The 18,427-nt window shown below is 66.0% G+C and carries 18 protein-coding genes; 12 read left to right on the plus strand and 6 right to left on the minus strand.

Annotation, left to right across the window (positions count from 1 at the left end):
* Positions 1-62 precede the first annotated feature (62 nt).
* The 6 genes from ABIE04_RS13205 to ABIE04_RS13230 all read left to right on the plus strand — a co-directional run bounded on the left by ABIE04_RS13205 (position 63) and on the right by ABIE04_RS13230 (position 5,285).
* On the plus strand, positions 63-1,559 hold the full coding sequence (locus ABIE04_RS13205; RefSeq protein ID WP_354551021.1) for an amidohydrolase family protein: 1,497 nt from the start codon (positions 63-65) through the stop codon (positions 1,557-1,559).
* Positions 1,560-1,669: 110 nt separating this feature from the next.
* Positions 1,670-2,047, plus strand: a complete 378-nt coding sequence (locus tag ABIE04_RS13210) for a VOC family protein (protein WP_354551025.1) — start codon at positions 1,670-1,672, stop codon at positions 2,045-2,047.
* A 123-nt stretch (positions 2,048-2,170) separates the two neighbouring features.
* Positions 2,171-2,848 (plus strand): GNAT family N-acetyltransferase, encoded by a 678-nt coding sequence (locus tag ABIE04_RS13215; protein WP_354551030.1) that lies wholly within the window; start codon positions 2,171-2,173, stop codon positions 2,846-2,848.
* Positions 2,849-2,880: 32 nt separating this feature from the next.
* Positions 2,881-3,981, plus strand: coding sequence for a DUF1615 domain-containing protein (locus ABIE04_RS13220; RefSeq protein WP_436410384.1), 1,101 nt, complete (start codon positions 2,881-2,883; stop codon positions 3,979-3,981).
* 92 nt (positions 3,982-4,073) lie between these two features.
* Complete coding sequence (locus ABIE04_RS13225; protein WP_354551039.1) at positions 4,074-4,478, plus strand: host attachment family protein; 405 nt, start codon at positions 4,074-4,076, stop codon at positions 4,476-4,478.
* Between the two features lie 102 nt (positions 4,479-4,580).
* The gene (locus tag ABIE04_RS13230; RefSeq protein WP_354551043.1) at positions 4,581-5,285 is read left to right on the plus strand and encodes a glutathione S-transferase N-terminal domain-containing protein; all 705 of its coding nucleotides are present in this window, start codon (positions 4,581-4,583) and stop codon (positions 5,283-5,285) included.
* 61 nt (positions 5,286-5,346) lie between these two features.
* On the opposite strand, the gene ABIE04_RS13235 is transcribed toward ABIE04_RS13230, so the two are convergent.
* Entirely contained in the window at positions 5,347-5,790 is a 444-nt protein-coding gene (locus ABIE04_RS13235; protein WP_354551047.1) for a barstar family protein, read from the minus strand.
* A 169-nt stretch (positions 5,791-5,959) separates the two neighbouring features.
* Here ABIE04_RS13235 and ABIE04_RS13240 point away from each other — a divergent pair, with 169 nt between their 5' ends.
* Positions 5,960-6,109 (plus strand): hypothetical protein, encoded by a 150-nt coding sequence (locus ABIE04_RS13240; protein WP_214557193.1) that lies wholly within the window; start codon positions 5,960-5,962, stop codon positions 6,107-6,109.
* A 107-nt stretch (positions 6,110-6,216) separates the two neighbouring features.
* On the opposite strand, the gene ABIE04_RS13245 is transcribed toward ABIE04_RS13240, so the two are convergent.
* Complete coding sequence (locus ABIE04_RS13245) at positions 6,217-8,445, minus strand: penicillin acylase family protein (protein WP_354551054.1); 2,229 nt, start codon at positions 8,443-8,445, stop codon at positions 6,217-6,219.
* Between the two features lie 186 nt (positions 8,446-8,631).
* On the opposite strand from ABIE04_RS13245, the gene ABIE04_RS13250 reads away from it, so the two are divergent.
* From ABIE04_RS13250 to ABIE04_RS13260, 3 genes are all read left to right on the plus strand, one after another.
* Positions 8,632-9,057, plus strand: coding sequence for a VOC family protein (locus tag ABIE04_RS13250; protein WP_354551059.1), 426 nt, complete (start codon positions 8,632-8,634; stop codon positions 9,055-9,057).
* Positions 9,058-9,353: 296 nt separating this feature from the next.
* On the plus strand, positions 9,354-9,872 hold the full coding sequence (locus tag ABIE04_RS13255) for an OmpA family protein (protein WP_354551063.1): 519 nt from the start codon (positions 9,354-9,356) through the stop codon (positions 9,870-9,872).
* 141 nt (positions 9,873-10,013) lie between these two features.
* A complete protein-coding gene (locus tag ABIE04_RS13260) occupies positions 10,014-10,535 on the plus strand; it encodes a DUF1697 domain-containing protein (protein ID WP_354551068.1) in 522 nt (173 codons plus the stop codon).
* A gap of 30 nt (positions 10,536-10,565) precedes the next feature.
* Here ABIE04_RS13260 and ABIE04_RS13265 read toward each other — a convergent pair whose 3' ends face one another.
* Genes ABIE04_RS13265 through ABIE04_RS13280 form a run of 4 tightly spaced genes read right to left on the minus strand, consistent with a single transcriptional unit; the run spans position 10,566 to position 14,416 of the window.
* Positions 10,566-11,030 (minus strand): SRPBCC family protein, encoded by a 465-nt coding sequence (locus tag ABIE04_RS13265; protein ID WP_354551072.1) that lies wholly within the window; start codon positions 11,028-11,030, stop codon positions 10,566-10,568.
* Between the two features lie 39 nt (positions 11,031-11,069).
* Positions 11,070-11,624, minus strand: a complete 555-nt coding sequence (locus ABIE04_RS13270) for an SRPBCC family protein (RefSeq protein ID WP_354551076.1) — start codon at positions 11,622-11,624, stop codon at positions 11,070-11,072.
* A gap of 7 nt (positions 11,625-11,631) precedes the next feature.
* On the minus strand, positions 11,632-12,030 hold the full coding sequence (locus ABIE04_RS13275) for an ArsR/SmtB family transcription factor (RefSeq protein ID WP_354551078.1): 399 nt from the start codon (positions 12,028-12,030) through the stop codon (positions 11,632-11,634).
* Between the two features lie 34 nt (positions 12,031-12,064).
* A complete protein-coding gene (locus ABIE04_RS13280) occupies positions 12,065-14,416 on the minus strand; it encodes a nitric-oxide reductase large subunit (RefSeq protein ID WP_354551080.1) in 2,352 nt (783 codons plus the stop codon).
* 412 nt (positions 14,417-14,828) lie between these two features.
* On the opposite strand from ABIE04_RS13280, the gene ABIE04_RS13285 reads away from it, so the two are divergent.
* Both ABIE04_RS13285 and ABIE04_RS13295 read left to right on the plus strand, forming a co-directional pair.
* On the plus strand, positions 14,829-15,605 hold the full coding sequence (locus ABIE04_RS13285) for a TenA family transcriptional regulator (RefSeq protein ID WP_354551084.1): 777 nt from the start codon (positions 14,829-14,831) through the stop codon (positions 15,603-15,605).
* A gap of 111 nt (positions 15,606-15,716) precedes the next feature.
* Positions 15,717-18,425 (plus strand): putative bifunctional diguanylate cyclase/phosphodiesterase, encoded by a 2,709-nt coding sequence (locus ABIE04_RS13295; RefSeq protein ID WP_436410385.1) that lies wholly within the window; start codon positions 15,717-15,719, stop codon positions 18,423-18,425.
* Positions 18,426-18,427 lie beyond the last annotated feature (2 nt).

Below are 18,427 nucleotides of genomic sequence, written 5' to 3' on the forward strand. Positions count from 1 at the left end.
CATCCGAAGTGGTTTTGACCCATTGGCAGGCACGCGCCTGCCTCGCTACGGGGAATCCAAGCATGCCTGTGCAAACCCATTGTCTCGCGGCTGCCTGGCCGCCGCCCGGCGCCTGTCGGGCCATCCTTCTGGCCGTCGCGCTGGCCGGGTCGTGCGCGGCTTCATCCGCCTGGGCCCAGGCGCCGCAGCTGTCGGCGCAGACGCAGCGGTTCGTGAAGTACGCGCAACCACTGCTGGCGATCACCCATGTGCGGGTGATCGACGGCAACGGCACGCCGGCGCGGGAAAACCAGACGGTGCTGCTGCGCGACGGCCTCATCGCGGCGGTCGGCCGGCACGTGAAGCTGCCGAAGGGCGCGACCGTGATCGACGGCAGCGCGCATACGCTGATCCCGGGCCTGGTCGGCATGCACGACCACATGTTCTATCCGGCACCGAAGGTGAACCCGGAAGCGAAGGAGGCCATCTATCCCGAGCAGGCGTCGAGCTTTCCCAAGCTGTACCTGGCCGGCGGCGTCACCAGCATCCGCACCACCGGCAGCACCGAGCCGTATACCGACCTCGAGCTGAAGAAGGCGATCGACGCCGGCAAGATCCCCGGACCGAAGATGCACACCACCGGGCCGTATCTGGAAGGCAAGGGCAGCTTTACGCCGCAGATGCACGAACTGGTGGATGCGGCCGACGCCACCGATACGGTCAACTACTGGATCAGCGAAGGCGCCACCTCGTTCAAGGCGTACATGCACATCACCCGCGCCGAACTCGCCGCGGCGATCGCGGCGGCGCATGCGAAGCACATCAAGGTGACCGGGCACCTGTGCGCGATCGGTTTCACCGAAGCGGCCGAGCTCGGCATCGACGACCTGGAGCACGGGCTGCCGGTGGACACCGAGTTCACCGCCGGCAAGCAGCCGGACGTCTGCCCGGACACCAAGCTCGCGCTGGCCCACCTCGCGACGATGAGCGTCGACGATCCGCGCATCCAGCAGCTGATCAAGACCCTGGTGTCGAAGCGCGTGGCGGTCACCTCGACCCTGCCGGTGTTCGAGACCTTCGTGCCCGGCCGCGCGCCGGTGGACCGGCGCGTGCTGGACGCGATGCTGCCGGAAACCCGGGTGGAATACCTGGCGACGCGTGAACGTGTCGCCAAGACGCCCAACTCGCCATGGGTGAAGGTGTTCAAGCTGGAGCAGGATTTCGAGCACGCCTTCGTGCAGCAGGGCGGCACCTTGCTGGCCGGCCTGGACCCCACCGGCTATGGCGGCGTGATCGCCGGCTACGGCGACCAGCGCGAAGTGGAACTGCTGGTGGAAGCCGGCTTCACCCCGCTGCAGGCGATCCAGATCGCCACCCTCAACGGTGCCCGCTTCATGGGCGAGGACAAGCGCATCGGCTCCATCGAGGCGGGCAAGGCCGCCGACCTGGTGCTGGTCGCCGGCAACCCCGCGCAGGACATCAAGGACATCGAGAACGTCGAGCTGGTGTTCAAGGACGGCGTGGGCTACGACCCGGCCAAGCTGGCCAAGGCGGCGAACGGCACGGTGGGCTTGCGCTAGCGCCGGCTTCTACCGCGGCCCGCTTGAGTTTTTCCGCGCCTGCCGGGACGATCGTCGGGGCGCCCGCACTTCGTGCGGGTCCCAGCTGCCGCCTTCGCCGGAGATCATGCATGTCCGCCACCACGCCGTTCCTGCGCATCGACACGATTATCGTGCGCGTGCGCGATCTCGCCCATGCCTTGCCGTGGTACCGGACCCTGCTGGCGGCCGAGCCGGTCTACTTCGACGGCGGCGAAGGGTTGGCGGTGCTGCCACTGAGCAACACCAGCCTGACCTTGTGGCAACGCGAACCGGGTGACACGGGCCGCGCCGCCGTGGGACGCGCGGGAACCTATCCGATCCTGGCGGTCGCGGATGCCGACGCCGCGCACACGTTCGTGGGCGCCCACGGCGGTACGCCCGAGCCGGTCGGGACCGGTGCCGGCGTGCGCTATTTCGGCTTCACCGACCCGGACGGCAACTACCTGGAAGCCTGCCAGGTTCTGTAGGCGACTGTGCCTGACAGCGAAGGCCGACTTGCGGGCGAGCAGCAACGGTGCATGGTTCCGCTCGCCGTTCTGACGCCAGCGTCGCATGTTCGACACGAGGCGTCGGCGCGCTAGCATGACGGCATGAACCTGGCCGAGCTCGACAACCCATTCTGGTCCGCGCTGCGCAGCCGGCATCGGGACATCGCGCTGCGTCGCGGCGAGGCGGCGCGTTATCCGGCAGCGTTCGCGCCGTTCCTGGGCGTGGCGAGCGCGCAGGCCGATGTGGCCGATGCGATCGGTACGCTGGTCGGGGCGGACGAGTCCGTCTACCTGCTCGGCGTGGTGCCCGCGCTGCCGCACGGCTGGGTGCTCGACGCGTTTGCGCCGCTGGCGCAGATGATCTGCCCCGCGCCGATCGCGGTGGTCGACGGGCCGGCGGTGATCGGGCTGACCGAGGCGCATCGCGCCGACGTGCTGGCGCTGACCGCGCTGGTGTATCCGCATTATTTCCGCCCGCGCACGATGGAGCTGGGCCGCTACTTCGGCATCTACCAGGACGGCCGGCTGGCGGCGATGATCGGCGAGCGCCTGGGTACCGACGCGCAGCAGGAAATCAGCGCGGTCTGCACGCATCCCGACTTCAATGGGCGCGGCTACGCGCGGCGCCTGATTGCGCTGCTGTCGAACGACAACCTCGAGCGCGGCCGCCTGCCGTTCCTGCACGTGAGCCACCAGAACCATCGCGCGAAGCAGCTGTACGAGCAGCTCGGCTACAGCCATCGGCGCGACATCGGCTTCTGGTCGCTGCGCCGGGCATAGGCATGGCCGTTTCCCCGATGAAAGGACGAGTCGTGCGCCGCCATTCCATCGCACTGCTGCCGACCATCGCCCTGTTGCTGGGCGGCTGCGCATTCCAGCGCACGCAGGAAGCGCCGCCGCGCAGCCCGGCGCAGGTGCGCGCGGAGATCGTACGCTTGATGCCGGCCGGTGCGGGCGACCGCGAAGGCTGGGCTACGGACATTCATGCCGCGTTCGCGGCACAGCACATCGCACCGACCACCTCGAACCTGTGCGCGGTGCTGGCCGTGGCGGAGCAGGAATCCGGCTTCAAGGTCGACCCGGCGGTGCCGGGGCTGGCAAAGATCGCACGGCAGGAGATCGACCGCCGCGCCGCCGCGAAGCATGTGCCGGGATTCGTGGTGGACGCCGCGCTGTGGCTGAAGTCGCCCGATGGCCGGCGTTACAGCGAGCGGCTGGCGGCGGCGCGCACCGAGCAGCAGCTGAGCGGGATCTTCCAGGACTTCATCGGCATGGTGCCGCTGGGCAAGCGCCTGTTCGGCGGCCTCAACCCCGTGCACACCGGCGGGCCGATGCAGGTGAGCATCGCGTTCGCCGAAGCGCATGCGCAGGGTTATCCGTATCCGGTGCGGCGCGCGATCCGCGACGAGGTGTTCAGCCGGCGCGGCGGCATGTACTTCGGCGTCGCGCACTTGCTGGGTTATCCGGCGGATTACCCGCAACCGCTCTATCGCTTCGCCGACTTCAATGCGGGTTGGCACGCCAGCCGCAACGCCGCGTTCCAGCGGGCGGTGAGCGTCGCCTCGGGTATTCCGTTGGCGCTGGATGGCGATCTGGTGTCGCCCGATGCCGGTTTCGGCGATCCGCCCGGCGCGACGGAACTGGCCGTGCGTTCGCTGGGCGTACGACTCGACATGAGCGACTCGGCGATCCACAGCGCGCTGGGGCAGGGCGGGCGCCAGGATTTCGCGGACACGAAACTCTACGCCCGCGTGTTCGCACTGGCCGAACGGACCGATGGCAAGCCGCTGCCGCGCGCGGTGTTGCCGGGCATCGCGCTGAAGAGCCCGAAGATCACCCGCAAACTCACCACCGCGTGGTTCGCGAAGCGAGTCGAGGAGCGCTGGCAGCGCTGCATGCGGCGGGCGGGCTAGCCGGCGGTTCGTTCCCGTCGGCATCACGTTCCGGTCGCTAGTCTTGCAATGCGGCGCATGGCTGTTCGGGCTCCGCAACCGAGGAGATCGCGATGAAGAAAATTCCCACTGGCGCATGGGTCGTGGTGGCCGACGGCACCGGCGCGCGGTTTCTGCGCAACGTCGGCAAGGGTCTCCATGTATCGCTCCAGCAGGTGAAGCTGGTGGGGCCGAGGGACCTCGCCAACGACGGCCCGGCCGGGCGGCAGCCGCCCGAGCGGAGCATGGCCGAGATCGACGAAGCCACCTTCGCCAAGCAACTGGCGCAACGCCTGAATGCCGCCGCGCTGAAGAACGAGTTCGCCCACCTGGTACTGGTGGCCGACCCGCAGACGTTGGGGCAGATACGTCCCTTGCTGCACGAAGAGACCACCAGGCGGATGGTGGAGGAACTCAACAAGACGCTGTTCCATGCGCCGCTGGAAGAAATCGAGCGCGCACTGAAAGCGACCTGGTAAAGACGCCGGAAGGGAGAGATCGGCGCGCCATCCGATGCTCCGCGGTTGAACCGGCCGGGCAAGCACCCACCTTGCAGTGATCCCCTACTGCAGGAGTGTCATGTGACCCGGTTGTCCGACTTTCCGATCGCCACGCGCTGGCCAGCCGCGCATCCCGAACGCATCCAGCTGTATTCGCTGAACTCGCCGAACGGGGTGAAGGCGTCGATCATGCTGGAGGAGACCGGCCTGCCGTACGAGCCGCATCTGGTCGACATCGGCAACGGCGAGAGTCATCTGCCGGAGTTCCTTGCACTCAATCCGAACGGCAAGATCCCCGCGATCATCGACCCCGATGGCCCCGGCGGCGAACCGCTGGCGCTGTTCGAGTCGGGTGCGATCCTGCTGTACCTGGCGGACAAGAGCGGCCAGTTCATTCCGGCCGACCCGGCGCGGCGCTGGGAGACGATCCAGTGGGTGTTCTTCCAGATGGCGTCGATCGGGCCGATGTTCGGCCAGGTCGGCTTCTTCAACAAGTTCGCCGGCAGGGGCTACGAAGACAAGCGGCCGCTGCGGCGCTACGTCGACGAATCGAAGCGCCTGCTCGGCGTGCTCGACGGTCGGCTCGACGGCCGCCGCTGGCTGATGGGCGACGACTACACCATCGCCGACATCGCCACGCTGGGCTGGGTCAACAACCTGATCACGTTCTACGAGGCGCGCGAGCTGGTGGCGTTCGACGGCTTTGCCCATGTCGCCGCATGGCTCGAACGTGGACTGGCCCGGCCGGCGGTGAAGCGTGGGCTGCGGATTCCCGCCAAGAGCTGAGACGCCGGCCTTCCCAGCGGAAGGAGCCGGGCAGGGACCGCCATCGCCAGCCAACCAGCACTTACGCGTCGATGGCGGCGTCGCGCGTCTCGTTGTCGGGATATTCCAGGAACACGAAGAACGGTACGCCGCGCGCATGCCAATGCTTCGCCACGCCGTCCAGCATCCGGTGCAGTTTTCCGAATGCCTCGCGCGCCTCGACCTGCAGTGCCTGCGCGTGATCGAGCAGCAGGACATAGCCGGGTGCCGGCAGCCAATGGAGATCGGACAGGCCTGCGGCCAGGGCATCCCAGCCATGCCCGGTGCCGGCCGGGAACGCGAACGCCCCGGCCAGGCGATGCTGCAGCTCGTTCGCGTCGTGGCAGTTGGCGAGGTTGAGTCGCAACAGATGCAGGCCGGCACGCCGGGCGTCGTCCGCCAGGGTGACCGGATCGTCCGGCACGATGCGGTAGACGCCGTCGCGGCCGGCGTCATGCAGATCGATTCCCAGCACCTTGCTTGTCATCGTGTGGCCTCGTGACGGCTGCAGTCGCCGCGCATCATGTGCCGCCGTGTGTGTGCGCCGGGTCGACGCCTATCAGTGGCGGCAAGTACCCACGCCTTCGGGGGCGCTGGAATCCGGTCACGCGCCTTCGACCCGGATACTGGCAAGGTGTGGCGTGGAGGTCGCCGCCATGATTCGCAAACTGAAGTCGGGCGAGTACCGGCTGTACTCGCGCAAGAAGGACCCGGACACCGGCAAGCGCCGCAACCTCGGCACGTTCAAGACGCGCGAGGCCGCCGAGAAACACGAGCGCGAGGTGCAGTATTTCAAGCGGCACTGAGGGAATTTGCCCGGGTGCGGATCCGGAGCGCATTTCCGCACCGGCAGCCGGGCAACAGGCACCGATGGGAACGTGCGTTGACCGGCACCCGGGAAATCCGGGCACCCTCATGAGCCGGGATGATAGGTACGCTCGGTGTGCCCCTCCAGTTGCTCGGGCCAGAAGTACACCGTGCGCAGGTTGCCGGTGGTGTAGCGCTCGGCCTCGTCATTGAAGTGCTTCGAATCCGGGTGGCCGCTTTCGCCGCCGGCGGTGATCGCGCGGGCGCTGACTTTCGGGCCGAACTCGACCACGGCGATGAAACTGTTGCCGCTGGTGCCGTAGTAGCGCTTCGTGCCCGGCCAGCGGTGCGCGCCGAACGAGGCGAGCGAACCCCAGCGCGAGGACACGAACGGCACCGGAATGCTCGGTTTCGCGTCGTCGAACTTCTGCACGATGGCGCCGTCGTTGCGCTGGTAGCGGTTGATCTCGCCCCATGGCACGCCCCAGCTGCCGAAGTCCTTTTCCAGCCGGTCCGAGGCTTCGACCAGCGCATCCAGGCGCGCCTTCGCGCCCGCGTCGCCGGCCATGTAGTCATACACGGACTGATCTTCGGACTCGGCTTCGGCATGCACCCGGTCCCACAGCGTGTCGCCCCAGAACACCGCCAGCGAGGTCGGCATCGAGGCGATGCCCCAGCGGTAGTCCCAGCCGCGCAGCAGGGCGATCTGGCCGGCCAGGCGCGGCTTCAGCGGATCGTTGCCGGGCAGCATGTCGTAGTCGTGGACCAGCACCGGGATCAGCCGCGAGAACGCCGGCAGGTACGAGTCGAACGCGGCGGATATCAGCGAGGCCTTGCTGAAATCGCGCGCGTGCTCAAGCACACGGGTGGCGTGGATGCCGCGCGGGTTCTCGCCGAACGTGTCCATGTAGCGCGGGTAGTCTTCCTTGCGCGGGCTGAACTTGCCGGCGGCGGAGTACGGCCAGTTGTTGGTGTTCATGATCCAGCCGTTCGGCGGGTTCAACAGGTGCGGTGCCTCGTCGAGCGCGTGCAGGCCTTTCCAGTCGGTGGCCGGGTCGCTGCCGTCGACCGGTTTGGTGTAGTCGAAGCGGTTGTCGCGCTTCGGGATGAACTGCGGGTGCATGTACGCGATCTCGCCCTTGTCGTCGGCGAAGATGGTGTTGTTCGACGAGTTGGCCTTGAGCTCGGCGACTTTCATGTAGCTGGCGTAATCGCTGGCCTTGGTGCGCAGCCAGCTCTGCTCGAGTGCCTCCAGCGGCTTGTTCATCAGCGCGATGGCGATCCACTTGCCGTCGGCCGCGCGCACGATCGGGCCGTGGTGGGTGAAATGCGCGTCGAAGCTGCGCACGGCCATCGAGCCGTCCTTCGCGCGGTACGGCACGCGGATCGTGCGCGTGGTGACCGGCCGCAGTTCCTTGCCGTAGCGGTAGAACAGCTTGCCGCCCTTGTGCACGATGGTTTCGGCGAACTCGTCGACCGCATCGAGTCCGGTCGAGGTATGCATCCAGCCGATGTGCCGGTTGAAGCCCTGGTAGATGAAGAACTGGCCCCAGGTCACCGCGCCGTAGGCGTCAAGCCCGGCGTCGCTGGACATCTGCAGTTCGGAGCGGAAGAAGAAGGAGGTGTGCGGATTGATCCACAGCAGCGCGTGGCCGTCGGCGCTGAGCTTGGGCGCGATCGCGAAACCGTTCGAGCCGGTCGGCTCGACCCAGCTGGCTGGCGTGGCCACGCCGGCGAATTTCTTGCCGTCGGTGCCGTAGAACGCGGCGAGTTGTTCGAGCGAAACGCGTTCGATGTCGCCGCCGATGCTGCCCTCGCTGAAGCTGAGCGCCATCCACGGCTCGAAATGTTTGATGACGCGCGGATGCACATCCGGATGCGTGGCGAGGTAGTAGTTCAGCCCGTCGGCCCAGCCGTTCATCAGCGCCTGCAACCAGGCGGGGCTCTTCGCGTACAGCGCCTGCAGTTCGACCGGGTCGATGAACAGTTTCTGCCGCAGGTCCTGCCAGACCGCCGATTCGCCCTCGGTCTCGGCGAGCCGGCCCAGCGCGTTGAGATAGTTCGTCTCGACCCGGTTGAAGTCGTCTTCGGCCTGGGCGTAGGCCATGCCGAACACCGCGTCGGCATCGGTCTTGCCGTGCACGTGGGCGATGCCCCAGTCGTCGCGGGTGATCGTGACCGCCTGTGCCTGGCGCTGCCAGCGCGCCTGCTCGGGTGGGGCGCCCTGCGCCGTGGCGACCAGGCTGAGCGCGAGCAGCGCTGCGGTCAGCAGCAGGCGCGACAGGTGCTGGTGACGTGCCCGCGGGCACGGGTTTTTCGAGGTGTGTGTGTGCATCAGCCGGTTATCCCCTGGTGGTCGTCGGTGCCGCCATGTCTCATGGAGTTGACCACCACTGGGCCACGCTTGCAAAGCCGGGGTGCGCGAATGGCAAGGTGTCGATTCGCGGCTGGCCCGTTCGTCGTATCCCCGTGAGCCGCTGTGCCGGCTCCGCTTTTGCCTACCCAACGACGAGGTCATGCCATGCAAACCCAGCCCTATCTGTTCTTCGACGGCCGCTGCGAAGAGGCCATCGCGTTCTACCGCCAGGCGATCGGCGCCGAGGTGGTCATGCTGATGCGCTATGCCGATGGCCCGGAGGGCTCCGCCCAATGCCCCGACGGCACGCAGCCGCCGGCGGACAAGGTGATGCATGCCTGCCTGCAGATCGGTTCGACCCAGGTCTTGGTATCGGACGGTTTCAGCGGCGGCCATCCCGAGTTCAAGGGTTTCTCGCTGGCGCTTTCCGCCGATGACGACACTGCGGCTAAGCGCCTGTTCGACAACCTCGCCGATGGCGGCCAGGTGCAGCAGCCGCTGATGCCGACCTTCTTCGCCTCCAGCTTCGGCATGCTGGTCGACCGCTTCGGCGTGGCGTGGATGGTGCTGGTGCCGAGTACGCCGGGTTGATGAAGCTGCGGCAGGCGCGGATGGTGATGTCTTTGCGATGGCGGCATGCCTGGCGCGATATGCCGCCATCGTCGTGATCTGGCCATCCGAACTGAACTTGCGATAAACGGGAGTGCGCAAGATACGCACGGGGGTTTTCGGACTGTGCAGTTTTCCTGCTGCATGATCTGACAGGTTGCGGTGCACTTGCGTGCACTCTGCCGCAGCATTCCGATCTGACAAGAGGAGAACTCCCCATGCTGAATCGATCATCTCGTGCCGCAGGTTTCGCTGTCGCCTTGGCAGCTGTGACGGCCATGGCGGGCTGCAGCAACTACGTCAAGCGCACCGATTACGACGCGGCCATCAGCAAGCTGCAAAGCAACGACGCGCAGATGCAGCAGCAGCTTGATTCGCTCAAGGCCGACATGGAGCAACGGTTTGCCAAGTACGACGCCACCCTGACCGAAATGCAGGGACGGCTGCGCGTGGACACGGTGGCCCATTTCGAGTTCAACAAGGCCGACCTGAACGACCAGGACAAGGCGATGTTGCAGGACTTTGCCCAGGTGATGAAGGCACACCACAGCAACGCCGTGGTGACCGTGGAAGGCTTTACCGATCCAGCCGGCTCCAGCGCCTACAACAAGCGGCTGGGGCAGAAGCGCGCCGATGCCGTGCGCGATTATCTGGTTTCCACCGAAGGCATGTCCGATACGCAGGTGCGCGCCGTCAGCTACGGTGAATCGCGCAACCGCCAGGTGGAGCCGGGTGCGACGCGCGAATCCGGCAGCAACAATCGCCGCGTGGCCCTGGTGGTCGATTACGCTGGCTGATCCGGCGGTGCGGGGCGCGCAAGTCGCGCCCCGTTCCTGCTGCGCCGTTCGCTGGGCGGACGTGCCTGCACGCCATGCACTTGAACAAGCTGGAAGCGGCAGCGAGACTGGCGCTTTCCTGTCCCGTGCGGTGACCGCGGCATGACCAGTTACATAGCGCTGTTGCGCGCCGTCAACGTGGGCGGCACCGGCAAATTGCCGATGGGCGAACTCAAGGCCATGTGCGAGGCGGCCGGCTTCGCGGACGTGCGCACCTATATTGCCAGCGGCAATGTGGTGTTCGGCAGCCGGCTTGCCGAGAAGGCGGTGAAGAAGGCGCTGGAGCAACGGCTGCAGGATTACGCGGGGAAACCGGTCGGTGTGGTGGTGCGCACGGCGGCCGAGATGGCCGCCGTGCTTGCCGGCAATCCGTTTCCGCAAGCGGCAGGCAACCGCGTGGTGGCGATTTTCCTGGATGCGCCCCCGCCGCCGGGCGCGTTGCAGGAGGCCACCGGCCTGAATGGTGAGCGGTTGGCGCTGGGGCAGCGCGAGATCTACGTGCATTACGGCGAAGGTATGGCCGACTCGCGGCTGAAGATTCCGGCCGCGAAGGCGGGTACCGCGCGCAACATGAACACCATCGCGAAACTCGCCGGCATGGCCGCCGGCAAGCCGGCGGGTTGAGCGCGGCGACGGGTCACGCCGGTCAAGCGTTCAGAGGCCATCCGGAAAGCGATCGGCGACCAGGTTCAGGGCGATGCCGTGTTCGAGGAAGGCCTTGGCGCCGGCGAGCACCAGGACAAACCCCCCGGTGGAATCGAGCGCCTGCTTCACCACCTCGTCGCCATTGCCCTGGAAGCCGCGGTTGGTGATGTCGACGAAAGTCGTGTGGTCGGGGCGCGCGGTGAACTGCCATTCCACCGTGGTGGCGGCATCGGGATTTCCCCACTCGATCAGTATGCGCCGGTCCTGCTCGACGGCTTTCACGGCGACCTGCACGGAGACGTCGTACATCTGCCAGTCCCAGCGAACCTGCCGGCCCGCCTGCAGCCGCGCGCTGCCGTGACTGAACCAGAAGCGGGAAGTGATGGCGGGATCCACGAAAGCCTCGAAGACTTCCGCGACGGGTTTGCGGATCAGCATGCCGGTGTTGGCGACGGGTACGTGGGTGATGTTCACGGGTATCTCCATCGAAGGCAGGGGGCTTCCGGCCGACAGTCAGTGGTCGCCGCGGGGAATGTGCAGCCGTGCCGCGTAGGCAGCGCGCAGCGCTTCCCAGCCATGGTCGAGTGCGGTTTCGCCGATGATCGGTGCGATCGGCCGACCCTGCAGCAGGCGTTCGGCCACGTGCAGGCACAGATGCCAGCCGGCGGCCACCTTGGGGATCCAGTCCTGGTCGCGGATGGTCTGGCGCAGGGTCAGCCGCGTGCCGCCCGCGCTCGGCTCCAGTTCCCAGCGCAGCACGCTTCGGCCGAACTGCTCCAGTTGCCAGCTGTATTCAAGCACGCGCGGCGGCTCGGCGCGGGTCACCGTGGTGGGGATGTCCGGCTGCTCGCTGTCGAGCATGCTCAGGCTGGCGTCACCGACTTCGCCGAGGTTGCGGTTCGCGGTGTACGGCGACCAGGCGCGCAGGTGGGCAGGGTCGGTGAGCACGTCCCATACGCGTTCGGGTGGTTGCGGCAACTCGCGCACGAAGACCAGAGTCCAGCCGTCGGCATCGCGCCGGCAGTCGACTTGGGCCAGTGGTCCGGTGTTGGAATCGGATGGGGTCATGTTGAGGTTACCTCCGGGGTTTGCGCGCACGTGACGAGCGCGAGGCGGATTTTTCCTTGGTGGCCACGATGGGAGTCGCATCTGCGGAGTGGAGCTTGCGCAGATAGTCCTCCAGCCGGTCGAGGCGCTGTTCCCACATCGCGCGGTATGGCTGCACCCACTCGGCCACCTCGCGCAGCGGCTGCGGCTGCAGTCGGCATGGCCTCCATTGCGCCTCGCGGCTGCGTGCGACCAGGCCGGCGCGTTCGAGCACTTTCAGGTGCTTGGTGATCGCCGGCAGGGTGACGTCGAACGGTTGCGCCAGCTCGGTGACCGAGGCCTGGCCCGAGGCGAGGCGAGCCAGGATGGCGCGGCGGGTCGGATCGGCGAGGGCGGCGAAGGTGGCGCTGAGCGGATCGGCGGACATGCGGGTACCAGGTCGTAATTTACCTTTTGGTAAATTACGACCTGCCGATCAGCGTGTCAAATGCGGTCCCCCCTGTCGAGTCGAGGTCCGTCACTGGCGGCGGCGGGACACGCACGCCAAGCCAACCCTTGATCGCGGCGATGGTCAGCGGGATCGCGCCGAAAATGATGAAGACCAGGTCGCCGGGCAGGCGCATCCACTCGATCAGGTGCGAGCGCGGGCTGCCGATGAAGTCGAGCGAGCGGGCGTGCCAGTAGCCGTTCTGCACCACGTCCCATACCTGCAACACGCCACTGGGAAACAGGCTGAACACCACCATCATGGCGAGGCCGATGTTGGTGCCCCAGAAGCCGACCCTGACGTATTTCTCCATGCCGGCCCAGCGCTCGTCGCTGCTGGTCTGGCGCAGCGTGAACACCATCAGCGCCAGCGCCAGCATGCCGAACACGCCCATCATCGCGGCGTGGCCGTGGTTCGGCGTGAGCTGGGTGCCGACTTCGTAATAGCTGACGATCGGCAGGTTGATCAGGAAACCGAAGATGCCGGCACCGACGAAGTTCCATACGCCCACCGCGATCAGGAAATAGAACGTCCACTTGTGCGGTATCGCGAGGGACTTGCCGCAGATGTCGCATTGGCCGCGGGTGGTGTGCACGAAATCCCACGCATCCAGCGTGAGCAGGGTCAGCGGCACCACCTCCAGTACCGAGACCATCGCCGACATCGCCATGTTGACGCTGGTCTGGCCGGTGAAATACCAGTGATGGCCGGTGCCGATCAGGCCGCCGAGGAAGTACAGGATGCCGTCGAGGTAGATCACCCGCAGCGCCACGTTGCGGCGGGTCAGGCCCAGTTGGTAGAAGGTCAGCGCCACCACCGTGGTGGCGAAGAATTCGAAGAAGCCCTCGACCCACAGGTGGATGATCCAGAAGCGCCAGGTATCGACCACGGTGTAGTTCGTCTTCGCGCCGAAGAACAGCGCCGGGATGTAGAACACCGGGATCGCCACCGCGGCGAACAGGAACATCTTCACCAGTGGCTTCGATTCCGGATTGGCCAGCGTGCGCGACCGCACCAGCAGCCACAGCATGGCGAACCACACCAGCAGGCCGATCACCAGCAGGAACTGCCAGATCCGGCCCAGTTCGAGGAACTCCCAGCCCTGGTTGCCCAGCCAGAACCACCACTTGCCGAGCATCTGCGAAATCCCCAGCCATTCGCCGAGCAGGCTGCCGCCGATCACCACCACGAACGCACCGAACAGCAGGTGCACCCAGGGGGCGAACCAGCGTGGCTCGTCATTGCGCAGCGTGCGGCCCAGGAACAGCGCGGCGGCGACGTAGGCGGTGGCGATCCAGAAGATCGCCGTCTGCAGGTGCCAGGTGCGCATCAGGTTGCTGGGGAAGATCGTTTCCAGCTGGAAGCCATAGAAGCTGCCCGGATCGGCGCGGTAATGCGCCACCGCACCGCCGACCAGGGTCTGCATCAGGAACAGCAGCGCCACCACCACGAAGAACTTCACCAGCGCGCGCTGGCCGGGACTCGCCACGCCCGGCAGCAGGTGCGGGTGGATGTGCTGGCCACGGCTGATCCAGCCGAGGTAGTCGAACTTGCCGAACATCAGCAGTACCACGGCGATGCCGGCCAGCAGCACGATCAGGCTCAGCGCGCTCCACAGCAGCGCACCCGGCACCGCGATGTTGCCGACGTCGGGGTCGTACGGAAAGTTGTTGGTGTACGAGTAGTTTTCGCCGGGGCGGTTCGCCACCGAAGCCCAGGCGGCCCAACTCACGAAGGCGGTGAACTGCTGCAGCTCGGTCGGGTCGGTGATCAGCCCCGCCTTGAGCCCGCCGTTACGTTCCGGGTGCAGGAAATAGTCGGTCCAGTAAGAGATCTGTTGGCGATAGGCTGCGGTTTCCGGCGCGGTCAGCCGCAACGTGCCGCTGGCGGCGTCGTAGCGGTTGGTCTTCATTTCGACAGCCGTTTCCGCACGTACCGCCGCGCGCTGGCCTGGAGTCAGTGCTGACAGCGGTTGCCGGTATTGCTGCTGTGCGATCGCCGCCGCGGTGTCTTCGCCGATACGGTGCAATGCCTCGGCCGAATAGTCCGGCCCGAGGTAGGCACCGTGGCCCCAGATGCTGCCGTTGTCCATCAGCCCGTATTTCAGGAAGACCGTCTGGCCTTCGCTGATGTCGTCGCCGCTGAACAGGCGGTTGCCTTGCGCATCCACCACCTGGGCCGGAATGGGTGGAGCATTGCGATAAGCCAGCGAGGTAATCGTGAGCAACCCGGCGAAACCTAGCACCATCACGATCAGCACCGTGCGCAGCCACCAGGGCGACAGTTCGGGGTCTTCCGGGGTCAACGGCTGGGCGGCAGTGCTCATGGAGCTTTCCCTTCGACGGCGTGTAGGCGAGTATCGGATGGTGCAGGTGCAGGGGCACAGTTGCCCGCCGGTGCCGAAATCGGGCCATGGTCTGCGTAGGTTTTCCCCAAGTTGGCGCGGCCAGCATTTTCCTCTTCCCGTGCACGACCTGTGAATGGGGCGAGCTGGATTGGCCGTCCATCCGCTCGAGGCGAACTGGGGTCGCAAAAAAAACAGGCGAGCTGGCGTACTCCGCGTACGCGCTCCGGAGCATGGCTTGCGCGATGGGGGGCGCCACCACAATGGTCATGCATCAAGGAATTTCGGCATCACCGCGATGCCGGATCACGGCTGGCATGGGAGGCTCTGTACTGCCTGCCGGCCATCAACGCTGCAGTCGACTGCAGCTTCATTGACGACCGAGGTGAATCAAATGAACACCCTTTTCGAGCGTACCGGCCCCCTGACCGAACTGAGCAGCTACCCGCAGTGGGCGCAGGACATGGTGGCCGATTGCGAAAGCACCAAGCGAAGCGTGGTTACCCATGAACTATGGGAAAGGATGAGTAATGGCACATTGGGCATGCCTGGTACTGCCAATTTCATGGTTGGTATCTGGCCGGTGATTGAACGCTTTCCCGCCTACATGGCCAAGAGTCTGCTGAAGACACGGTTCGGCCGCAGTCCGGGGGACAATCTTGCGCGTCGCTGGCTGGTGCGTAATATCCGGGTCGAGCAGAATCACGCCGAATACTGGCTCAACTGGGCAGAGGGGGCAGGCATTCCCCGTGCAGAATTGTTGAAGGGAGTCCCACCCCGGGGTACCGAGGTGCTGGCGGACTGGTGTGAGGATGTCAGCACCCGTGACTCGCTGGCCGCGAGTATCGCGGCCACCAACTACGCGGTCGAAGGTGCAACGGGTGAATGGTCGCAATTGATCTTCGAAAGCAAGAGCTACACGGAAAGCTTCCCGCCGGGAACCAGGGCGGGAACATTGCGCTGGCTGCAGCTCCATGCTGCCTACGATGACACACATCCATGGGAGGCACTGGAGATAGTCTGTACACTGATGGGCACGAGTCCGGCAGCCGATGAAGTGGCTCATATCAGCGAGTGCATCAAGCGCAGCTATACCAGCATGCGGATACTCGCTGATCGTTGCGTTGAGCCGCGTCGCCTGTTGGAGGTGGCGAGCGCTGCCGCCGCCTGACGGTTAGTTACGCGTTCGTGCAATGCCCAAGGTTGATTCGCCCGACGCGAAACAGGGGATGCAATGCGTACTTCCACGATCAATTTGCAACGGCCGCTGTCACGGCGCTTGATGCCGCTTGCGTATGGGTTGGTGGGAGTGGTCGGGCTGATCTTGGCGCTGACCTGGGTGGCTTTGCAGGTTCAAGTGGCTCTCGCCGGGTTCCTGAACGGCGAGAGCATTTGGTCCAAGGCACAGAAGCAGGTCGTAATATCCTTGGATGCCTACGCGGCGAAAGGCGAAGCGGCGGATCTGGCCAATTACAAGCTTAATTATGAAGTGTTGATGGCCGATCGATGGGCGCGTGATCAGATTGCGACAGGCAATTATGATTATGAGGAGGTGGCAGATTCGTTACGGCGCAGCAAGACGGTCACGATAGCGATCCCCGGCGTGATCTTCATGCTGCACCATTTTGCAGACGCGCCCTACATGCGTGATGCACTGAGGGCCTGGCGTTCAACCGACAACTCCATCGCGCAGCTCAACACCATAGCGGCCTCGTTGGAAAGGGGTTACACAACCGGCGGAATTACCCACGCGGAAATTGCCAGCCAACGCGAACGCATCGCTGCGATCAACAGCTTTGTCGAGCCGCGCAGCAAATTGTTCTCTCGCTCGATCGCCGATGGCGCCGCCTGGATAGGGGAGGTGCTTTTTTGCGGCGTATTGGCGGCGTCAGCCATTGCGGCCCTTTTGTGGCTTGGCATGGCACGCCGGATCCTAGCCAGCATCCGCGGTACCGAGGAACGCTACCGCCTGCTGTTCGACAGCGCCCCCGACGCGATCGTGATGGTCGACGAGGCCAGTGGACGGATCCTGGACGTCAACCGCACCGCCGCGGCATGGACCGGGCGCCGCGCGGACGAGCTTGTCGGCGACCGTTTCGTGCACTTGTTCGTGCAATCCATGGCGGGGCAGCAGGCCGGGCGGGCTGCCACCAATGCGCTGCTGGGTACGGATGGTCATTCACGCCCGGTGGAAACGCAGACCAGCCTGGCCAACTGGGGCAGCCAGCCGGTGCGCCAGGCGATCATCCGCGACATCTCGGAGCGGGTGGCGATGGAGCGGGAACGCCAGATCGCCGCCGAGGCGCTGGCCAATATCGCCGAAGGCGTGATCATCGCCGATGCCGGGCGGCGGGTCATCTCGACGAATGCGGCGCATACCGAACTGACCGGCTTCACCAGCCAGTCGCTGCACGGCAAGCGCCTCGACGACACCCGCTGCCTGCCCGATGGCAAGCCGCTGCCGCAGTCGATCTGGGACAGTGTCGCCGCCGGCCACAACTGGATGGGCGAGGTCCTGAGCACCCGCAGCGACGGCAGCAGCTATCCCGAGCACCTGAGCATCAGCGCGATCCGCGACGGCGAAGGCCAGATGGTCTACTACGTCGCCGTGCTCACCGACATCCATGAGGCGAAGGCGAACCAGCATCGGCTGGAGCACATGGCGCGCCACGACCCGCTGACCGGCCTGGCCAACCGCGCCGAGTTCGAGCGGTACTGCGCCGAGGCGATCGCGGTGGCCGAACGCGAGCGGCTGGCCGTGGTGGTGCTGTTCATCGACCTGGATGCCTTCAAGATCGTCAACGACAGCTACAGCCATGCGATTGGCGACCGCCTGCTGGTCAAGGTGGCGGAGCGGATCCGCCGGCAGTTGTCCGAGGGCGACGTCGCCGGGCGCATCGGCGGCGACGAGTTCACCGTGCTGATCCCGCGGCTGATCCTGCGCGAGGACGCGCGGGCGATCGTCAGCCGCCTGCTCGGGACCTTGTCCGAGCCGCTGCTGGTGGACGAATACGAGATCGTGCTGAGCGCCAGCATCGGCGTGGCGGGCTACCCGCTGGACGGCGACAATGCGGCGGCGTTGATCGCGAATGCCGACGCGGCGATGTATGCGGCGAAAACCGAGGAGCGCAATGCGTTCCGCTTCTATACGCCGATGATGCACGCCGATACCCGCCGGCGCCTGCAACTGGCCACCGAGCTGCGCCAGGCGCTGGCGCGCAACGAATTCCATCTGGTGTTCCAGCCCAGCGTGGAACTGCGCACCGGCCGCATCGTGGCGGTGGAGGCGCTGGTGCGCTGGCAGCATCCGGAGCGCGGCGAGGTGCTGCCGGCGGAATTCATTCCGGTGGCGGAAGGCCTGGGCCTGATCCGCCGCATCGACGAGTGGGTGATGCAGGCCACCTGCGCGCAGATCCAGGCCTGGGACATGGCCGGCGTGCCGCCGATCCGCGTGGCGGTGAATATCTCGGCGCGCTGGTTCGGCCACCCGGCCTTCGTCGACGGGGTCAGCCGGACCCTGCAGTCGCGGCACCTGTCGGCGAGTCGCCTGATGTTGGAGATCACCGAGAGCGCGATGCTGCGCCTGGGCGACGACATCGAGCGCACCATGCAGACCCTACACACGCTCGGCATCGAAGTGGCGATCGACGATTTCGGCACCGGCTACTCCTCGATGGCCTATCTCAAGCTGCCGGCGGTGGCCTACCTGAAGATCGACCGCTCCTTCGTCACTGGCCTGCCGGGCGACAGCAACGATGCGGCGATCACCGAGGCGATGCTGGCGATGGCGAAAAGCCTCGGCCTGACCACGATTGCCGAGGGCATCGAGACCGAGGCGCAGCACGATTTCCTGCTGCGCAGCGGTTGCATGGAGGGGCAGGGCTACCTGTACTCCTACCCGTTGCGGCCCGAGGAAGTGCAGCGCCTGCTGTGTCCGAACCAGCCGCCGGTGCCGGCGCGCCTGAGACTGGTGCCGCCGAAGCGCAGCTGATC

It is taken from the genome of Rhodanobacter soli (assembly GCF_040548735.1).
In the GTDB taxonomy this organism is placed as follows: Bacteria; Pseudomonadota; Gammaproteobacteria; order Xanthomonadales; family Rhodanobacteraceae; genus Rhodanobacter; species Rhodanobacter soli_A.